Genomic DNA, 15,895 nt, shown 5'->3' with positions numbered 1-15,895 from the left:
TTCCTGAGTTGAGAAGTGACCTGGGATGTCCCCTGGACAGTCACAAGGTTTGAGGCGCGTTCCTTCGGGATAATTCCCTACTTCCGTCCTCTGGCCGCCATCTCGCCCCACGATGAGCCAAACGGCAGGCGAAAGGATGAACGATTTCTGTCTACATTCTGTATTATAAGCTACGGTTTTGGGGTGTTGTCAGCAACTTTTAACAAAAATTTCTCCTGATTCCCCCTCTAGCTATCCAACAACCCAGGCTGAATGACGCGGCATCCTCTTTGGGAGCCGGTTTGCAGCGCTTTGGGTTGGGCCCAGTCTGTCCGCAAGGCCGAAGAAAGCAGTATCGTGGAAGAATCCTCAGGATCGGCTACAAAAGTTCATACTCCTGGTGGGGTGTCTCGGTGCAGGAAGACTTTCGCCTGATTTTGGACATTGTGACGGTGTTGGCGGCAGCGGCGGCGGGCGGATTTTTGGCCTCCCTGTTGAGGCAGCCGGTGTTACTGGGGTATTTGCTGGCCGGGATCCTGGTGGGGCCGGCGGGGCTGGGGTGGATCAAGGAGTTGGTGCAGGTGGAAACCCTGGCCCAGTTTGGGGTGACCTTTTTGCTATTTACTTTGGGGGTGGAGTTTTCCCTCAAAGAATTGCGCCAGGTGCGGGGGATCGCCATTGGCGGCGGTGCCTTGCAGATCGGCCTGACCATCGCGATCACAGCGGTGCTGGCGGTGGCCAGCGGCTGGCTGACGCCGGTGCAGGGGATCTTCCTGGGGGCGGTGCTCTCTCTGTCTTCCACGGCGGTGGTGCTCAAAAGCCTCATCGAGACCAACCAGATGGGCACGCCCCAAGCTCAGGCCATGCTGGGGATCTTGATTGTGCAGGATCTGGCGGTAGGGCTGATGCTGGCGGTGTTGCCGGCTTTGGATTGTCCTTTGCCGGAGCTGGCGGGATCCCTGGCCAAGGCGCTGGCAGAAATCGGCCTGGTGGGGCTGGGGGCGGTGGTGGGCGGGATGTGGCTGGTGCCCGCTTTCCTGCGGCTTTTGGCGCAGCAGGAGAGCAAAGAAGTGTTTTTGCTGGGGGTGATCAGCCTCTGCGTAGGGATTGCCCTGTTGACGGAGCGGCTGGGCATTTCCAGTGAGATCGGGGCTTTTATCGCCGGGCTGATGATCTCAGAAGTGGAATACGCCGACCAGACCCTGGCTTACGTAGAGCCCTTGCGGGATGTGTTTGCCGCCCTCTTTTTTGCTGCCATTGGCATGCTCATCGATCCCAGCTTTATCGCCGCCCACCTGCCCTTGATCCTAGGGTTAGTGGGGCTGGTGATGGTGGGCAAGTTTTGCCTGGTGGCCCCTTTGGCCGGTCTGTTCGGCTACCCGCTCCCCTCAGCGGTGTTGGTGGGGCTGGGCCTCTCGCAGATCGGCGAGTTCTCCTTTGTCTTGGCCAGTGAAGGGCAGGCGCTGGGGCTGGTGTCGCGGCAACTCTATTTGCTCATCGTCAGCACCACCGCTGTTACCCTGCTCGTCACTCCCTTTCTGCTCAGGGGCGCGCCGCGACTGCTGGCAAACTTACAAGGGATCCCCTTCTGGGCCCGTTGGCTGGAAGGGAGCGAGCAGCCCCGCGCTCTGGCTCCCGACGCTCCCCAAGAGGGGCACGTGGTGGTGTGCGGCTATGGACAGGTGGGGCAAGACATCGTGCGCATCCTGGAAGCCCGTCGCCATCCCGTTTTGGTGATCGACCAGTCGGAACGGGTCATCCAACACCTGCGCTCGCGCGGGATCCCCTATCTCTACGGCAATGCCGCCAGCGCCCCGGTGCTGGAGAAAGCTTGTCTGTCCCAAGCTCGCGCCCTGGTGATCGCCCTGCCGGATCGCCTGAGCATGCGCCTCTGCTTGAAACGGGCGCTGGAACTGGCGCCCCACCTGGATGTGGTGGTGCGGGCCACCCATGAAGAGGACATCGAGCAGCTCTATCAGTTGGGAGCCCGAGAAGTCGTCCACCCGGAATTTGAGGCCAGCCTGGGGTTGTGCAGCCATGTGCTGCTGAAGCTGGGCGAGCCCCTGGAGGTCATCCAGCAGGAGATTCTGGCCATCCGCAGCAGCCACTACCGCGATTTGCGCCCTCTCCACCCCAGTTGCCTGATCCCCACGCCTGTCAGTTGGCTGACACCCCCTTCTCCCCCCCTCCCCGCTCCTGCCAACGGCAGCTCACCTGAGGTGCTGGCCTGGTGGGAACACTGGCAGCGCCCCGTGCAGCCGGAATGGGCAGGGATCTCGGGCTCGGCTGAGTAGATCTCTCAGGGGAGCTAGCCAGGATAGGGGATCCGCAGGAGCTGGTTGACCGGCGGGCGAGCCACCTGCAACTGTTTTCCGTCCGGCCACTGGATCTGGATTTCCTTGACCAGCGTTTCGGATCCCAGGCCAAAGTGGGCCACCGGCTCCATCTGACAGAGGTAGCCGCTGCCGGCATCGATGGGGCGGATCTGCGTGCGAGTGGGGGTGATCAGCCGCACCAGGGCGCCGCGGGCCGGGGATCCTTGGCGAGTCAGGGGCAAGACCCTTAGCCAGTTGTTGCCATTAGCCAGGGGGCGGTAGAAGCTCAGGGGCTGGGCGCCCGACTCGCCGTGGGCAATGAGCAGCTCCAGGCGACCGTCCCCATCCACATCGGCGACTGCCGCTCCTGTTCCCAATCCCTGCGGCTCAGCAGCCTCTCCAATGTCAATGGCCTGCCAGCAGCCAGAGCGCCAGCCAAACAGGCGGTTGAGCTCGCCGATGTTGTTAAAAAACAGCTCCGGGTAGCCGTCGTTGTCGAAGTCGGCAGCAATCACGGTGCGAATCCGGGAGGGCCTGGCCAGATCTGGGGGGGCCACGTTCTTGAAGATGCCGCCGGGGGTTTGGATCCAGAGGCGATGCGGCCCTTCCCAGTTGCCGTAGACCAAGTCCAGCCGCCCGTCCCCATCCAGATCCACCGCTGCCACCCCCCGCCCATGCTCGCCGGGATCCGCCAGCCCCACTTCGGCGGCAATTTCTTCAAAGGTGCCATCCCCGCGGTTGCGAAACAAAAAGTTGGGCCCCTGCTCGTTGACGGCAAACATGTCCATCCGCTGCGAGACCAAGGGCAGGGCCACCAGCCCCCGCCCGCCCGTTACCCGGTTCACCCCCGCCTCCGGTGCCACATCGGCAATCATCTGGTTGGAGCCCAGCTCGTAAAGGCGCATGGGGCCGCCGTAGTTGGCCACGAAAAACCCGTACCGCCCCTGGCCAAAGCGATCCACGCAGGCCACCGAGCGACCGGCCGTCAAGTTGAGGGCATCTTGGTTGTGGGGTAGAGAGAACAGATCCACCCAACGGGATCCCTGCCAGTCGAAGAGGCGATCCCCAAAGCGCTTGCGCCCGCCGAAGGTATCGGTATTCAAAACATAGAGTTCTTCTTGCCCGTCGCCGTCGAAGTCGCCGGCAGCCACCCCAATGGCCATGCGCCCTGCATCGGCCAGAGTATCGTCCACCAGATCCACCAGCGCCTGGCCGTTCCACTTCAAAACCCGATTCGGGCCGCGGAAGCCGCACACAAACAGCTCAAAAGCCCCGTCCCGATCCACATCGCAAACGGCAACCCCATAGAAAAGGGCAGGCGGGTTGAACTGGAGGAGGGAGCTGCAATCTCGAAACATGGGGATCCCGTCGTAGGAGAGGCAGGAACTGGTGGAGCTCCAAACTCTAATGGTATGCTAGATCTCCGCCGTAGCTTCCCTCTCGACCATGCCACGCATTAAATCTGCCATCAAGCGCGTCAAGATTGCCGAGCGAAATCGGCTACGCAACAAAGCTACCAAAGCCATGGTGCGCGCGCTGATGAAAAAAGTGATCTCCCTCTCCTCTACTTACGCCGCCAACCCCCAACCGGAAACCCTGCAGGAGATTCAAGCGGCGATGAGCGCTGCCTTTAGCCGCATCGACAAAGCGGCCAAAACAGGGGTTCTCCACAAAAACACAGCCGCCCGTCGGAAGGCTCGTCTATCTCGGATTGTGCAACGATCCCTAGCCGCCACAAGTGCCTCCTAAGACAGGGTCTTGGACGGGTGGGGCCCAAAGGTCTCTACTGCTGCCCCGGAAGCAAGCTTGAGCATTTGCCTACCGAGCTTTTGTGTGTGTTGCAACCTTCTCCAAACCAGCGCTGACAGCCGGCCAACAGCAGCAATGGCAAGTCAGGAATCTGAGCAGGGATCCCAACTCTCGGCCAGGCCCACTAGCGGGAATCCAAGGTGCGCACCAGCCAGCGCCGCAGCGGGTGCCAGGCGGGCAAAGACAGGATCCAGCGGGATTGCCGCTCCAGCATGAGACGCTCAAGCGGATACAGCCCGAACAATTCATAGCGGCTTTGGGCGATCAGGATCCCCACGGTGAAGCTGACGCACAGCAAAAGGCCGAAGGTGGGCCAGCCGGGCCGGTAAAACAGGGCATAGCGCAGGCCTGTCCAGGTGAAATGGTTCCACAGGCGGATGAGATCTGCCCGCAAAGCCCAGAGGCTGGGGATCCCGACCAGCAGCCACAGCAGGCCCAGAAAGATAAAGCTGCCGCCATGGTAGAGCCGCAGCAGGCGCCTGGCCGCCGGAGAGAGGGATCCCAGGCCGGGAGGGCTCTGCTTGTCCTCAACTGAACCAGGATCAGGGAGCGGTGGCATAGGGATCCCGATTTTCAACACCCATTTTGGCCGGGTCTTCCCCAAGATGGCTTGGTTACAGGGGATCCCTGAATGGGTACTCTTTTGTTCTCTGCTCGTCAATTTTAAGGGGAAAGGCGGCGAAGTCTGGCATCGATGCACAGGGATCCCAGTTGTGGCTCTCCCGTTGCACAGCGCCATCCAAAAGGGCATTGATCAAAGCATCTGCCGCCCGCAGGTCTTCCTCATCTGGACAGTTGGTTTCAAACAGCTCGTACAGGCAAGTTTCCTGAAAGAGGCTTAGGCGCCCCGTTTTGAGAGCCTGGCGGACGATCTCTTTGACGTTCATATCCTAAGCAAAATCCAGAATCGCCAACATTCTCATGGTGAAGGGATCCGGACCCGGCTCCTTAAGTCAAATCGCGCAACTTGCCCAAGCCAAAATACGGAAGTCCAAGGCAGAGGCAGGCCAGTCGGGGTACTGGGTCGGGGATATAATGGCTCTGCGTCTGGCCTTGCTAGCTCAATGGATAGAGCACCGACCTTCTAAGTCGATGGTTGCAGGTTCGAGTCCTGCGCAAGGCGCTAGGCTCTGTTTTGAGTTGCCGACAAGCTGCCCTGATGGGGGCACCACACCTGGAAAATCACCTGCCGGGAACGGCTTTCCACCGTCAGGGATCCCTTTAACATCTCCATAGCCTTTTTGGCTAGCGGCAGGCCTAGGCCTGTCCCTCCGGCCTTGCGGCGATCCAACTGTGGGATGCGGTAGAACTTTTCAAACACATGGGGCAGCGCCTCTGAAGGAATTTCCACTCCCGTATTGCGCACCTCGATCAGCCAGCCGAGACGGTTCTGTTGATGGGTCTGGCTAAAGCGCAAACAGATGCTTTCCCCAGCCGGCGTGTACTTGCAGGCGTTGTTCAAAAGTTCGCCCACCACCCGCGACAGCAGTCTCTCATCCGTGCAGAGGGGCAAAAGGTCGGGATCCCATTCCAACTGAAACTGTTGGTTCTGCTGGGCAGCTCGCAGCCGGAAGGGCTCGGAAAGATCGGGGATCCACTCCTGAGGAGATAACCAGGTTAGATTGAGATCCCTATTTCCGGCTTCAATAGCTTGCAATTCCAACAGCTCGTTGATCAAGTCCAGCTCGCGGTTGGTCTCCATCTCCAAAATCTGCAAGTAGCGCTGCTCCCGCTCCGTCAGGTTGGCCTTGGAGAGAAAAGCAATTGCCAGCTTCGTGTTGGTTAGAGGCGTGCGCATCTCGTGGGAGACCATGTGCAGAAACTCATCCTTGAGGTGGTTGAGCTCCTGCAACTGCTGCACCTGCTGCTGCACGGTTTGGAAAAGCCGGGCCTGGCGAATGGCAATCGCACACTGGCTGGCCACCCGCCGCATCAAGCGCTGTTCCCGCTCGCCAAACACCTGCCCCGGCGGACGCGAGCCGCAAATATTTCCCAGCAGGAGAGATTCGCCTTCCTGAGCATCGCAAATGGGAAGTACCAGCAGCGTGTGGCGGTCGTAGCTGGGCCAGCAGGGGTGGCCAAGGTTGCTGAAATAGCAGAACTGCCCACCCTGAAGCTGCTGGAGCACCTCGGCAAAATCGGCAAAGGGGATCTCCAGGGGAAAACGGCGGATCCCTTCTCCAGGTCGATAATCCAAGGCCAAAACGCCAACCTGTCGTTCTGAGTCATGGAGGGCAATCATGCAGCCGGAAAGGCCAAGGCTGAGGGCCAGTTCCTGCGCCACGCTTTCCAAAATCTTGTGCTCGTCTAGGCTGGAGCGAATTTCTTCCGTGATCAGTTGCAGCAGGGCCTCGTCTTCGTAGGCTTGCTGCAGTTGGCCGTTGCGCACCCGCACTTGGTAATCCAGTTCGACGTTGGCTTGCTGCAGCCTTTGATAAAGTTCCGCCTGTCGAATGGCGACTGCCAGGTGATTGCCAATTGCCCTGGCCAACTCGATCTCTTCCTCTTGCCAATCGGGTTCAGAGATCAGGCGTCTCAGGGCTAGAGCGCCCCAAAGTTTCCCTTGACAGGCCACCGGGATCCCTAGCCAAGGGCCGAGCTGGCAGTCTTGCCTTTCCTGCAACGCAAAGGGATCGGAAACTTGCTTGGGATCCGCCACGTGAAAAACTTGCAGCTGCTGCAACTGCTGAATGGTTGGGATCTGCGGATCATCCGGTATGCGCATTTGGAGAGCACTGGGCACATCGGGGGAGCGAACATGGGCGGTAATGCCCACCCACACCTTCTCGGCAGGCAGATATTGGTAAAGGGTAACCCGCGCTGCCTGCAAAACCTGGCCTACTTCCTGCACCGCTACCTCAAAGAGGGCGGGTAGATCCAAAGAGGTGCTGATGGCCTGAATGAGCCGGTTAAACAGTTTTTCCCGCTGCACCTGTTGCTGCAGCTTTAGCTCGGCCTGCTTGCGCTTGGTGATGTCCAGGGTTACCCCGACCACATGGCTGGGATCCCCTTCCGGCCCCAGGAGCACAATCCCCTGAGAGAGGTGCCAGCGCACCTGCCCGTCTGCGAGATGGGCACGGTACTCGACTGCCAAGTTGGGATCCCCCTCCAATGCTCTAGGCCCCGCCAACTGGAAAGCTTCCTTCACCCTTTGGCGATCTTCGGGGTGAACGCTCTCGAAAAACATCTCCAGAGTGAACTCCTCGCCGGGATCCCGTCCGTACTTGGCCTTGCACTGAGGGGAAGTGCTCAGCTCCCCGCTGCGCAGATCCAGTTGCCAATAGCCCAGTTGGATGGCCTCCAGAGCCAAAAAGAGATGCTCTGGATAAAAGCCGCCGTCTTCTGGCCGCACCGGCACCAGGCGGTGTTGAGCTGAAGCCATCTCCCCCACCAAAACGGTTGGTTGTTCCACCAGCGCTACCTCATTGTGGACGATCCTCATACAGATCTGAGAGATCCTCTTGCCAGAAATCCTTAGCTTTAAGCATGATTTCAGTACTCTGCTCAAAGATGTGTTAGCCAATACAAGATCTTTACTTCACGCTAAACTTCAGATCCGGAGAGCCGACTCTTGACCGCAGCTTGTGGCCGAGGGGGGAGCCTCTGCTATAGTAATGGGCAGTTGCGCCTTGGATCCCAACACTGGGGATCCCCCTAGCAGGTGGGGTTAGGGCAAGCCGAAATGAGTTCGCGTTGAGAAGAGAGCAGTGCTGCATCAAGCTTCTTCCTTGCGGCTGCGCCCTCAGCCTGCGTGAAGCGTTGATTCTTTTTTATGCTGCCCTATGCCACGTTTGGCCTAAAGAAATTGCTGCTGATTTTGAGCTGGGATCTTTTCCCTCGGAAGCCTATAGTTAGTTTCTGGCGATTGTTCGATATTTTTCGGTTTGCGGTAACGCGGCTGCTCAAGGTGCCGCTGCCCTCTTCCTTTGGTTAGCGGGCAGAGACAACCCAACGGATGGGGATAACCTCAGGTTGGGCTAGCTGGCGAAGGTAAGGTTGTCCCCAAGAACGGATTCTTTGAGCCTATCCTCTTGCCGGCCAAGGTTGCCAAAGTTGCTTGTGGCAACGGCCAGGTTGTCCTGTACGGGCTGATGGCTAGCTTAAAGCGCCTGGGGTGGCAGGCAAGGGGATCCCTGCGGCATTTTTCAACGGATCGTCACCCAGCCAATTCACTTTCTGTAGAATTCAAGGTTATTTCTGTGATTTGTGAACTTCCTCGCAGTCCTCAGCCTGCTCTGCAGGAGCAGGAGCGATCGCTTTCTGCCACAACCGCGGCTGTCCGGCCCGAATGGCCAAGCCACCCCCTGGATCCCCTAAATGGCGAAGAAATCCGGCAAGTGGTCAAAATCCTGCGTCAGGAGCGCCCTCTTGCTTCCCGCTGCCGCTTTGTCACCATCCAACTGCAGGAGCCGGAGCGGCCCTGGATGGAAGCTTGGCAACCGGGCCAACCCTGGGATCGGCAGGCGTTTGTGGTGCTGTTGGATCCCACCGAGGGCAGCACCTACGAGGCGGTGGTCTCCCTCTCCCGGCAGCAGGTGTGCTCTTGGCAGCTCGTCCCCGGCGTGCAGCCGCCCCTTTTGGACGATGAGGTCTACGCCTGTGACCGCTTGCTCAAGGAGGATCCCCAATTTCTGGCCGCCCTGCAGCGGCGGGGCATTGCCGATGTGGAGCGGGTGATGGTGGACTACTGGACGGTGGGCTACTTTGGGATCCCGGAAGAAAAGGGGCGGCGGCTGGTGCGGGGTCTGTGTTTCCTGCGCACTTCCCCTTACGACAATGGCTATGCCCGTCCCCTCGAAGGCCTCTACCCCTGGATTGACCTCAACCAAATGCAGGTGATCAAGGTGGAGGATCGCGGCCCCTGGCCTCTGCCCCCGGAAGATGGCAATTTTGACGAGATCTTCTTCAAAGAGTTTCGCCGAGATTTGAAGCCTTTGGAAATTACTCAGCCCCAAGGGGTGAGCTTCCAAGTAGAAGGCCACCACATCCGCTGGCAGAAGTGGGATCTGCGCATCAGCTTTAACCCCCGCGAGGGGCTGGTGCTGCATCAGGTGAGCTATGAGGATCAGGGCCGCCTTCGCCCCATCCTCTATCGGGCTTCGGTAGCCGAGATGGTGGTGCCCTACGGGGATCCACGGGATCCCCACTGTCGCAAGAACGCCTTTGACGTGGGGGAATACGGCATCGGCATGCAGGCCAATTCCCTGCGCCTGGGCTGCGACTGCCTGGGGGAGATCTACTACTTCGATGCCTGGCTGCCCAGCAACAGCGGTGAGCCCATGCTCCTCAAAAACGCCATCTGCATGCACGAGGAGGACTTTGGCGTGCTCTGGAAGCACACCGACTGGCGCACGGAGCGAGCTCAGGTGCGGCGCTCGCGGCGGCTGGTGCTCTCTTTCTTTACCACCATCGGCAACTACGACTACGGCTTTTTCTGGTACTTCTACCAGGATGGCACACTGGAGTTCGAGGCCAAGCTCACCGGCATCATCAACACCTGCGCCACCCTGCCGGGGGAGGAACCGGAGTTTGGCGTCTTGGTAGCGCCCCAATTGTCTGGCCTCAACCACCAGCACTTTTTTACCGTGCGCCTGGACATGGCGGTGGATGGGCCGGGCAACTCCCTCTACGAAGCCCATGCCGAGCCGCTGCCCTTGGGGCCGGATAACCCCTACGGCAACGCCTTCCGCGCCCGCTCCACCTTGTTGAGCACTGAGCAGGAAGCCAAGCAAACGGTGGATCCCTTGCGGGGGCGCTACTGGAAGATTGTCAACCCCAACCGCCACAACCGCCTGGGGCAGCCGGTGGCCTACAAGTTGCTCCCAGGAGAGAATGTCCGGTTCCTGGCCCACCCCGACTCCTGGCTGTATCGACGGGCAGGGTATTTGGCCCACCACCTCTGGGCCACGCCCTATCATCCTGGCGAGAAGTTCCCGGCGGGGGACTACCCCAACCAACACCCCGGTGGGGAAGGGCTGGTGAAATGGACACAAGCCAACCGCTCCCTAGAAAATACCCGCCTGGTGCTCTGGTACAGCTTTGGCTGTAACCACTTCCCCCGCACCGAAGACTGGCCGGTGATGCCGGTTAGCTACATTGGCTTTCTGCTCAAGCCGTTGGGCTTCTTTGAGTGCAACCCGGCTTTGGATGTGCCCCCTCCGCCGCCGAAAACCAAAAGCTGCTGCAGCACCAGCCATTCCCATTAGCTGCGGTGAGCGCCAGGCCCCACCTTGGCATGGCATTGGATCTTGCCGGACTTTCATGGACGCCCAAAAGCCCTCCAGCAACCTTCTGGGCCTAGGGCACCTGAGGATGGAGCTGACGGGAGTCGAACCCGTGTCCGAGATGGGTACTAAGGGATCACTCATTCACAGGCTTAGCCTCTTTGACCCTCGAGGCGGGGATCGCCGTTTGGATCCCGGCGATGGGATTTCTCCGCCTAATCTTGGTCTCTCCCTCGACGGAGCCAGAGCAGAGAGCTGCACCCGTTGGGGTTGTGATCCGCCCACTTAACGGGGTCGTGAGCAGATCCTCGAGCTCAGAGTTAGTTTTCGGTTACTGAGCCTTAGGCAGCCAGAGCAGCTGCTTTACGAGCAAAGGGTACGACGTTGTTCGCACGTACTGGTTTGAGCCTGGTGATAACGGGATAAGCTCAATCCCGACCTGTATCATGAACCCATGTTCGCCACCCCGTCGAAACCGTTACAGCCCCAGGGTTGGTCTAAGTTCAGCATAGCAAGATTTTTAGGGATACGGCCAGAACCTTTGCTAGTGTGACAGAAGTTTTGCTAGCATGACAAAGCTGCAAACTTGGGTCGGTAGCTCAGCGGTAGAGCACTCGGCTTTTAACCGATTGGCCCAGGGTTCGAATCCCTGCCGACCCATGTCTTCGGTCACTTGCAAATAGCAGCGCGACCTGGAAACTGGCGCGGCAACGGTTTATCCGCCCTCCCTGTCGTCGGTTGCCGGTCGGAAGGCCATGTTCTTGCGCCTAGGTGCGGCCGAGATGCTCCAGTTGATCCAGGTTGGGGCCGCTCAGCCGGAAGGCTTGGCCAAACCCCTGAATAAAGCTGCCGCCGGTGGGGGTGATCTGGCAGAAGTGAAAATCCGCCAGGCCCAGGATCATCTCGGCAATCTCGTACTTGGCACGATAAAGGGCCTCAAACCCCCAGGCTTGGGCCTCCGCGCGGCTGAGGAACCGGGCTTCTCCGCTCACCATCACCCGCGGCAAAGCGTGGTTGCTGCGGGGATCCACCGGCGTGGGCGGCTCGTGGATGAGCAAGCTGGCGCGGGGATCCGCCCGCAAAGCCTGGGTGTGGGAAGAAAGATCGCTAATGACAATGGCAAAACGCAAGGGATCCCGTTGCACCACAAAGGGCACCAGCGACACTGCCGGGGATCCCTGCTCCAGCACCCCCAAGCAGGCCACCGGCTGGCTCTCCAACAGCGCCTTCAACTTTTCCTGCGCCGACATCGCTTCTTCTCCCATGGCCTTTGTTATTATGCCCAAGCCCCCCTTGCTGGAGAAGGGATGGATCCCTGGGATAATAGCTCTTAGCCCGCCGGGAGCGACCGTTTTCGACCCTATCGATACATCCCGATGGATTGTGATTATCTCGTTCAGATCCTTACAGCTCGCGTTTACGACGTGGCCCAAGAAACCCCCCTGGAGCCGGCTTTTAACCTCTCCCGCCGCCTGAACAACCCGGTCTGGCTGAAACGGGAAGACATGCAGCCGGTTTTCTCCTTCAAGCTGCGCGGGGCTTACAACAAGATGGCCCACTTGCCCCCGGAGCAACTGGCGCAAGGGGTGATCGCGGCCTCCGCAGGCAACCACGCCCAAGGAGTGGCCCTGGCAGCACAGCGGCTGGGCACTCGGGCCATCATCGTCATGCCCGTCACCACCCCTCAAGTGAAGGTGGATGCCGTGCGGGCGCGGGGCGCAGAAGTGGTCTTGTACGGAGATACCTTTGACGATGCCTACGCTCACGCGCGGCAACTGGAAGCCGAGAAAGGTTTGACCTTCATCCATCCATTCGACGATCCCCTGGTGATCGCCGGCCAGGGTACCATCGGCATGGAAATCCTGCGCCAGTACCAACAGCCCATCCACGCCATCTTCGTCGCTGTTGGCGGGGGCGGCCTGATCGCGGGCATTGCCGCCTACGTTAAGCGCTTGCGCCCCGAAATCAAGATCATCGGTGTAGAACCGGTGGACTCCGATGCCATGTACCGGTCTCTCCAGGCAGGCCGGCGGGTGCGCCTATCCCAAGTAGGTCTGTTTGCCGATGGAGTGGCAGTGCGGGAAGTGGGGGAAGAGACCTTCCGCCTCTGTCAGCAGTACGTGGACGAGATCCTCCTGGTAACTACCGACGACACCTGTGCCGCCATCAAGGATGTCTTTGAAGATACCCGCTCCATTTTGGAGCCTGCCGGAGCTCTGGCCATTGCCGGCCTCAAAGCCTATGTGAGCCGCACCGGCATCCAAGGACAGACTTTGCTGGCGGTCGCTTGTGGGGCGAACATGAACTTCGACCGCCTGCGCTTTGTGGCCGAACGGGCCGAAATCGGCGAACAGCGGGAAGCCATTTTTGCCGTCACCATTCCGGAACGACGCGGCAGCCTGCGCCGGTTCTGTGCCCACATTGGCCAGCGCAACCTCACCGAGTTTAACTACCGCATCGCCGACGAGCAAGAAGCCCATATCTTTGTCGGGCTGCAGGTGCGGGATCGGGCCGATGCCCAAGCGGTGGCTCTGGATCTGGAGCGGGCCGGCTTCAAGACCTTGGATCTCACCGACGATGAGCTGGCCAAGTTGCACCTGCGCCACATGGTGGGCGGGCGCTCTCTGCTGGCGGAAAATGAGCTGCTCTACCGCTTCGAGTTCCCCGAACGGCCCGGAGCTTTGCTGAAGTTCTTGTCTTGCATGAGCCCCAATTGGAACATCAGCCTGTTTCACTACCGCAACAACGGCGCCGACTACGGTCGCGTTCTCATCGGCATGCAGGTGCCCACCTGCGAAATGCCCGAGTGGCAGCGTTTTCTGGATACGTTGAGCTATCGCTACTGGGACGAGAGCCACAACCCCGCCTACAAGTTGTTCCTCGCCTAGTCGGCCTTTGTCGGGAAGCTCAGGGTGCCGGGCATCCACAAAGTCGTAAACAAAACTTTACAATCCTATGCAAAACGAGCTAAACTAGGTAAGGAAGAAACAAGGAGAACCCTATGAGCCGATATCGCTCCGTCGTTGTTGAAGAAGGCGGCCGCCTAAACAATTATGCTATCGAGCCGGAAATGTATGTGGACACCACTCCGCGGGTGGGCTTTACCGAGTATGCAGAGCGACTGAACGGGCGTTTGGCGATGATCGGCTTTGTTGCCCTGATCCTGTTTGAATCTCTGTCCGGCTCTACCCTGATCGGCTGGTTGCAATCCCTAGGGCAGTAGGGCAGGAGAGCTATTCTTTGCCTGAACAAGCCCCTTGCTAGTTGAGTCTAGCGCTGAGCTGGCCTAGCAACCCTGGCCCCTGGCCAGGGTCTTTTTTTCTACTTGCAGGCGAGATCTCTGAGGTTGCAGTCATTGTCAAATAGCAATGAAACGTTTCTCTACGTCGTTATTGTTCCGCAACGCTGTCGCGCAGGTACCGCTCTAACTCCCCTCTCCCTCTGGGAGAGGGGCTGGGGGTGGTCGCGTGAGCGGCGCGGAGCGCTTGGGCTGGCGGCAAAGTGTCTTAATCTTGTTTAAAACGACTATAAAGGCTGGGCATTTCCCAGTGCAGCTCGACGTGGGTATGGCCTTCTGGGGTCTGGGTGCGGTGCCAGGATCCCTTGGGTAGATAGCGGGCGATGGTATTCATGGCCTTGCTGCCGTAGCCACCACCAGGGCTGGGAGCGTATTCAACGCCGTCATTGACTACCGATAGGCAACAATGTCGCTCCGTTTGTGCCAGCGACACCCTGACGAAAGAAGCACTGCCTTTGGGGGGCTGTACGTGGGCGATGACATTGCCGATGGCCTCGCGCAAAAAACGCAAGATGTCCTCCCGTTGGTCGAACCACTCGCTGGTGTTGGGCTCCTGCAGAGGTTGCAGGTGGCGCTCTACGGACAAGGTCAGGCTGCCCGTCTGAATCAGCTCGTCCAGATAGGTGTCGATGCCCCGGTGCAAGCCTTCCCGCAAGCTGGGGGAGATATGCAGCTTGGTGGCCAGGGTGCGCACGTCGTTGAGCTGCTCGCGAATGCCCCGCCCGATCCTCTCCAGTTGTTCCAGCAGGCGATCGTAGATGGCGGGGTCAGAGTCTTTCCCCTGCTGCTGTTGCCATTGCAGGCTCTCCAGGTCGTCCATCACCACCTTCAGCTCCTGCAGCTCGCGATCGTGAATGTCGGTGGCTACTCGGTAGAGCAGCTTGCGAGCCTGGTCGACGGCGGCCTCCTGTTCGGCTCGGCGCAAGCACTCCAATTCTTGTTGTTGAGCCAAAAGCCGCTCCTGGTTCTCCACAATGACCAGAGTGAGCAGCAGGCTCACCCCTGTTAACCCACTGGCCAAAGCCGGCAAAACGAAAGGCCAAACCCAACGCCACAGCAGAAACTGGGCCACAGCCCACCCTTCGTAAACGGCCAGCCCCACCAGGGGCCGCAGGAGAAACCCCTGTTGTTGCCAGTCCCAATGGTTCAGTCGCAGGGAGGGGCGATAAAGTACCAAGAGCAGTCCCGTCCCTGCTCCCAGCAGCAAGACCACCCCGCCTGCCAGCCCTGACGGCAGGGAGTGGTACACGTCTCCGGTGAGCAGGCTGGACAAGATTTGCGCCTGCAGCTCCACTGCCGCAATCTGGGATCCATCCGCCGTTCGCACCGGGAAGGTCTCTGGGTAGCCGCCCACAAAGCCCACCAGGACAATTTTGTCCCGCAATTGGTCGGCAACTTTGGGGTTGAGGGGAGGGATCCCTTCCTGGCCGCGGCAGGCTTGGCCGGGGCTGAGCGTCGGGGAGCCGGATCCCGTCTGGGGGATCACCGGCGGACAGATCTGCTCGATGGGAATGATGGGGATGCTGTGCTGGGATCCGAGGGGGTTGAATTGAACTGGCTGCAAACCCCGCTGGCGAAACCAGCGGCTGGCCCGCTCCGGGTCGTACTTGGCAAAAGCCAGCGCTTCCACAGAGGCAAACATCTGCTCCTCTTGGCTGTCGCGGCGCAGGTAGAGCCCTCGCAACTGGGCCTGGCGCAGGATCCCGGCCCCATCGACTTGGTATTGCACCACCCCTTGCACGTGCTCTGGCGGCACCAAATACTCCAGTCGCAAGGACGAAAAGGGCAAGAAGTGGTTGTAGATGTTGATCTCGGCCCGGCCAAAGCTCTCGCTGCTGCGGGTGGCCAAAACCAAGCGATCCGGGTAGCGCTGCACCACCTGCCGCAAGGGGGCATCCAGGTTTTCGTTGCCCAGGTTTTGGGGCACCACAAAGCTGCTGGGCAGGTTCAGCACCACCACCCTGGCCTCGGCCTCTTCCAGCAGGCGCAAGGTCAGGCCGGCGTAGTTCGCCCGTTCCAGGAGAAAGTCAACATTGTGCTGGCCATCACCATTTTCTCCCTGCCCATCGATGCGGCCATCGATGCCGACGATCACCACTTTTGGAGAAGGTTGCTGAGGGCCGCGGTGGGCGTAGAGCCATTCCTGGGAGTCGCTCTCCAGCCGCAGCAACAACGGATGCTGGGCAGAAAGGTTGAGCAGGGTGGCCCACCCCAAGCCCCAAGCCAAGGCCCAACCCAGCCTCCGCCGCGAGGGCGACGGCCGAGCTTGG

The 15,895-nt window shown here is 59.9% G+C and carries 11 protein-coding genes, 2 tRNA genes, 1 other RNA gene and 1 riboswitch; of the genes, 7 read left to right on the top strand and 7 right to left on the bottom strand.

What is annotated here, in order from left to right; translation table 11 throughout:
- Positions 1-53 precede the first annotated feature (53 nt).
- Positions 54-145, bottom strand: a riboswitch (Glutamine riboswitch).
- Between the two features lie 247 nt (positions 146-392).
- Positions 393-2,273 carry a cation:proton antiporter gene (locus NW826_RS03085; protein ID WP_414509401.1) on the top strand — a complete coding sequence of 627 codons (1,881 nt, stop codon included), beginning with the start codon at positions 393-395 and terminating at the stop codon, positions 2,271-2,273.
- A gap of 14 nt (positions 2,274-2,287) precedes the next feature.
- Here NW826_RS03085 and NW826_RS03080 read toward each other — a convergent pair whose 3' ends face one another.
- Positions 2,288-3,652, bottom strand: a complete 1,365-nt coding sequence (locus NW826_RS03080) for a CRTAC1 family protein (RefSeq protein WP_414509400.1) — start codon at positions 3,650-3,652, stop codon at positions 2,288-2,290.
- A gap of 88 nt (positions 3,653-3,740) precedes the next feature.
- Between NW826_RS03080 and rpsT the strand changes: the two genes are divergently transcribed.
- Positions 3,741-4,043 (top strand): 30S ribosomal protein S20, encoded by a 303-nt coding sequence (gene rpsT / locus NW826_RS03075; RefSeq protein WP_414334928.1) that lies wholly within the window; start codon positions 3,741-3,743, stop codon positions 4,041-4,043.
- A gap of 184 nt (positions 4,044-4,227) precedes the next feature.
- Here the strand turns inward: rpsT and NW826_RS03070 are convergent, their stop codons facing one another.
- Positions 4,228-4,662 carry a hypothetical protein gene (locus NW826_RS03070; protein WP_414509399.1) on the bottom strand — a complete coding sequence of 145 codons (435 nt, stop codon included), beginning with the start codon at positions 4,660-4,662 and terminating at the stop codon, positions 4,228-4,230.
- Between the two features lie 55 nt (positions 4,663-4,717).
- Positions 4,718-4,990, bottom strand: coding sequence for a hypothetical protein (locus tag NW826_RS03065; protein WP_414338726.1), 273 nt, complete (start codon positions 4,988-4,990; stop codon positions 4,718-4,720).
- Positions 4,991-5,153: 163 nt separating this feature from the next.
- Here NW826_RS03065 and NW826_RS03060 point away from each other — a divergent pair.
- Positions 5,154-5,226, top strand: a tRNA-Arg gene (locus NW826_RS03060).
- Here NW826_RS03060 and NW826_RS03055 read toward each other — a convergent pair.
- Entirely contained in the window at positions 5,227-7,545 is a 2,319-nt protein-coding gene (locus NW826_RS03055) for a GAF domain-containing protein (RefSeq protein WP_414509398.1), read from the bottom strand.
- Positions 7,546-8,194: 649 nt separating this feature from the next.
- Here NW826_RS03055 and NW826_RS03050 point away from each other — a divergent pair.
- The gene (locus NW826_RS03050) at positions 8,195-10,309 is read left to right on the top strand and encodes a primary-amine oxidase (RefSeq protein ID WP_414509397.1); all 2,115 of its coding nucleotides are present in this window, start codon (positions 8,195-8,197) and stop codon (positions 10,307-10,309) included.
- A gap of 104 nt (positions 10,310-10,413) precedes the next feature.
- Here the strand turns inward: NW826_RS03050 and ssrA are convergent.
- Positions 10,414-10,815: a transfer-messenger RNA gene (gene ssrA, locus NW826_RS03045) on the bottom strand.
- A 100-nt stretch (positions 10,816-10,915) separates the two neighbouring features.
- Between ssrA and NW826_RS03040 the strand changes: the two genes are divergently transcribed.
- Positions 10,916-10,987: transfer RNA gene (locus NW826_RS03040), tRNA-Lys, on the top strand.
- A 107-nt stretch (positions 10,988-11,094) separates the two neighbouring features.
- On the opposite strand, the gene NW826_RS03035 is transcribed toward NW826_RS03040, so the two are convergent.
- Positions 11,095-11,577 (bottom strand): pyridoxamine 5'-phosphate oxidase family protein, encoded by a 483-nt coding sequence (locus NW826_RS03035; protein ID WP_414334924.1) that lies wholly within the window; start codon positions 11,575-11,577, stop codon positions 11,095-11,097.
- A gap of 126 nt (positions 11,578-11,703) precedes the next feature.
- Between NW826_RS03035 and ilvA the strand changes: the two genes are divergently transcribed.
- The gene (ilvA, locus tag NW826_RS03030) at positions 11,704-13,215 is read left to right on the top strand and encodes a threonine ammonia-lyase, biosynthetic (RefSeq protein WP_414334923.1); all 1,512 of its coding nucleotides are present in this window, start codon (positions 11,704-11,706) and stop codon (positions 13,213-13,215) included.
- Between the two features lie 113 nt (positions 13,216-13,328).
- Complete coding sequence (locus NW826_RS03025) at positions 13,329-13,550, top strand: high light inducible protein (RefSeq protein WP_414334922.1); 222 nt, start codon at positions 13,329-13,331, stop codon at positions 13,548-13,550.
- A gap of 283 nt (positions 13,551-13,833) precedes the next feature.
- On the opposite strand, the gene NW826_RS03020 is transcribed toward NW826_RS03025, so the two are convergent.
- The gene (locus tag NW826_RS03020; protein WP_414509396.1) at positions 13,834-15,852 is read right to left on the bottom strand and encodes a CHASE2 domain-containing protein; all 2,019 of its coding nucleotides are present in this window, start codon (positions 15,850-15,852) and stop codon (positions 13,834-13,836) included.
- Positions 15,853-15,895 lie beyond the last annotated feature (43 nt).

Source organism: Synechococcus sp. OH20 (genome assembly GCF_047502685.1).
Taxonomy (GTDB): Bacteria; Cyanobacteriota; Cyanobacteriia; order Thermostichales; family Thermostichaceae; genus Thermostichus.
Note: the sequence above shows the minus strand (reverse complement) of the source record. Positions and strands in the feature narration are given on the sequence as shown.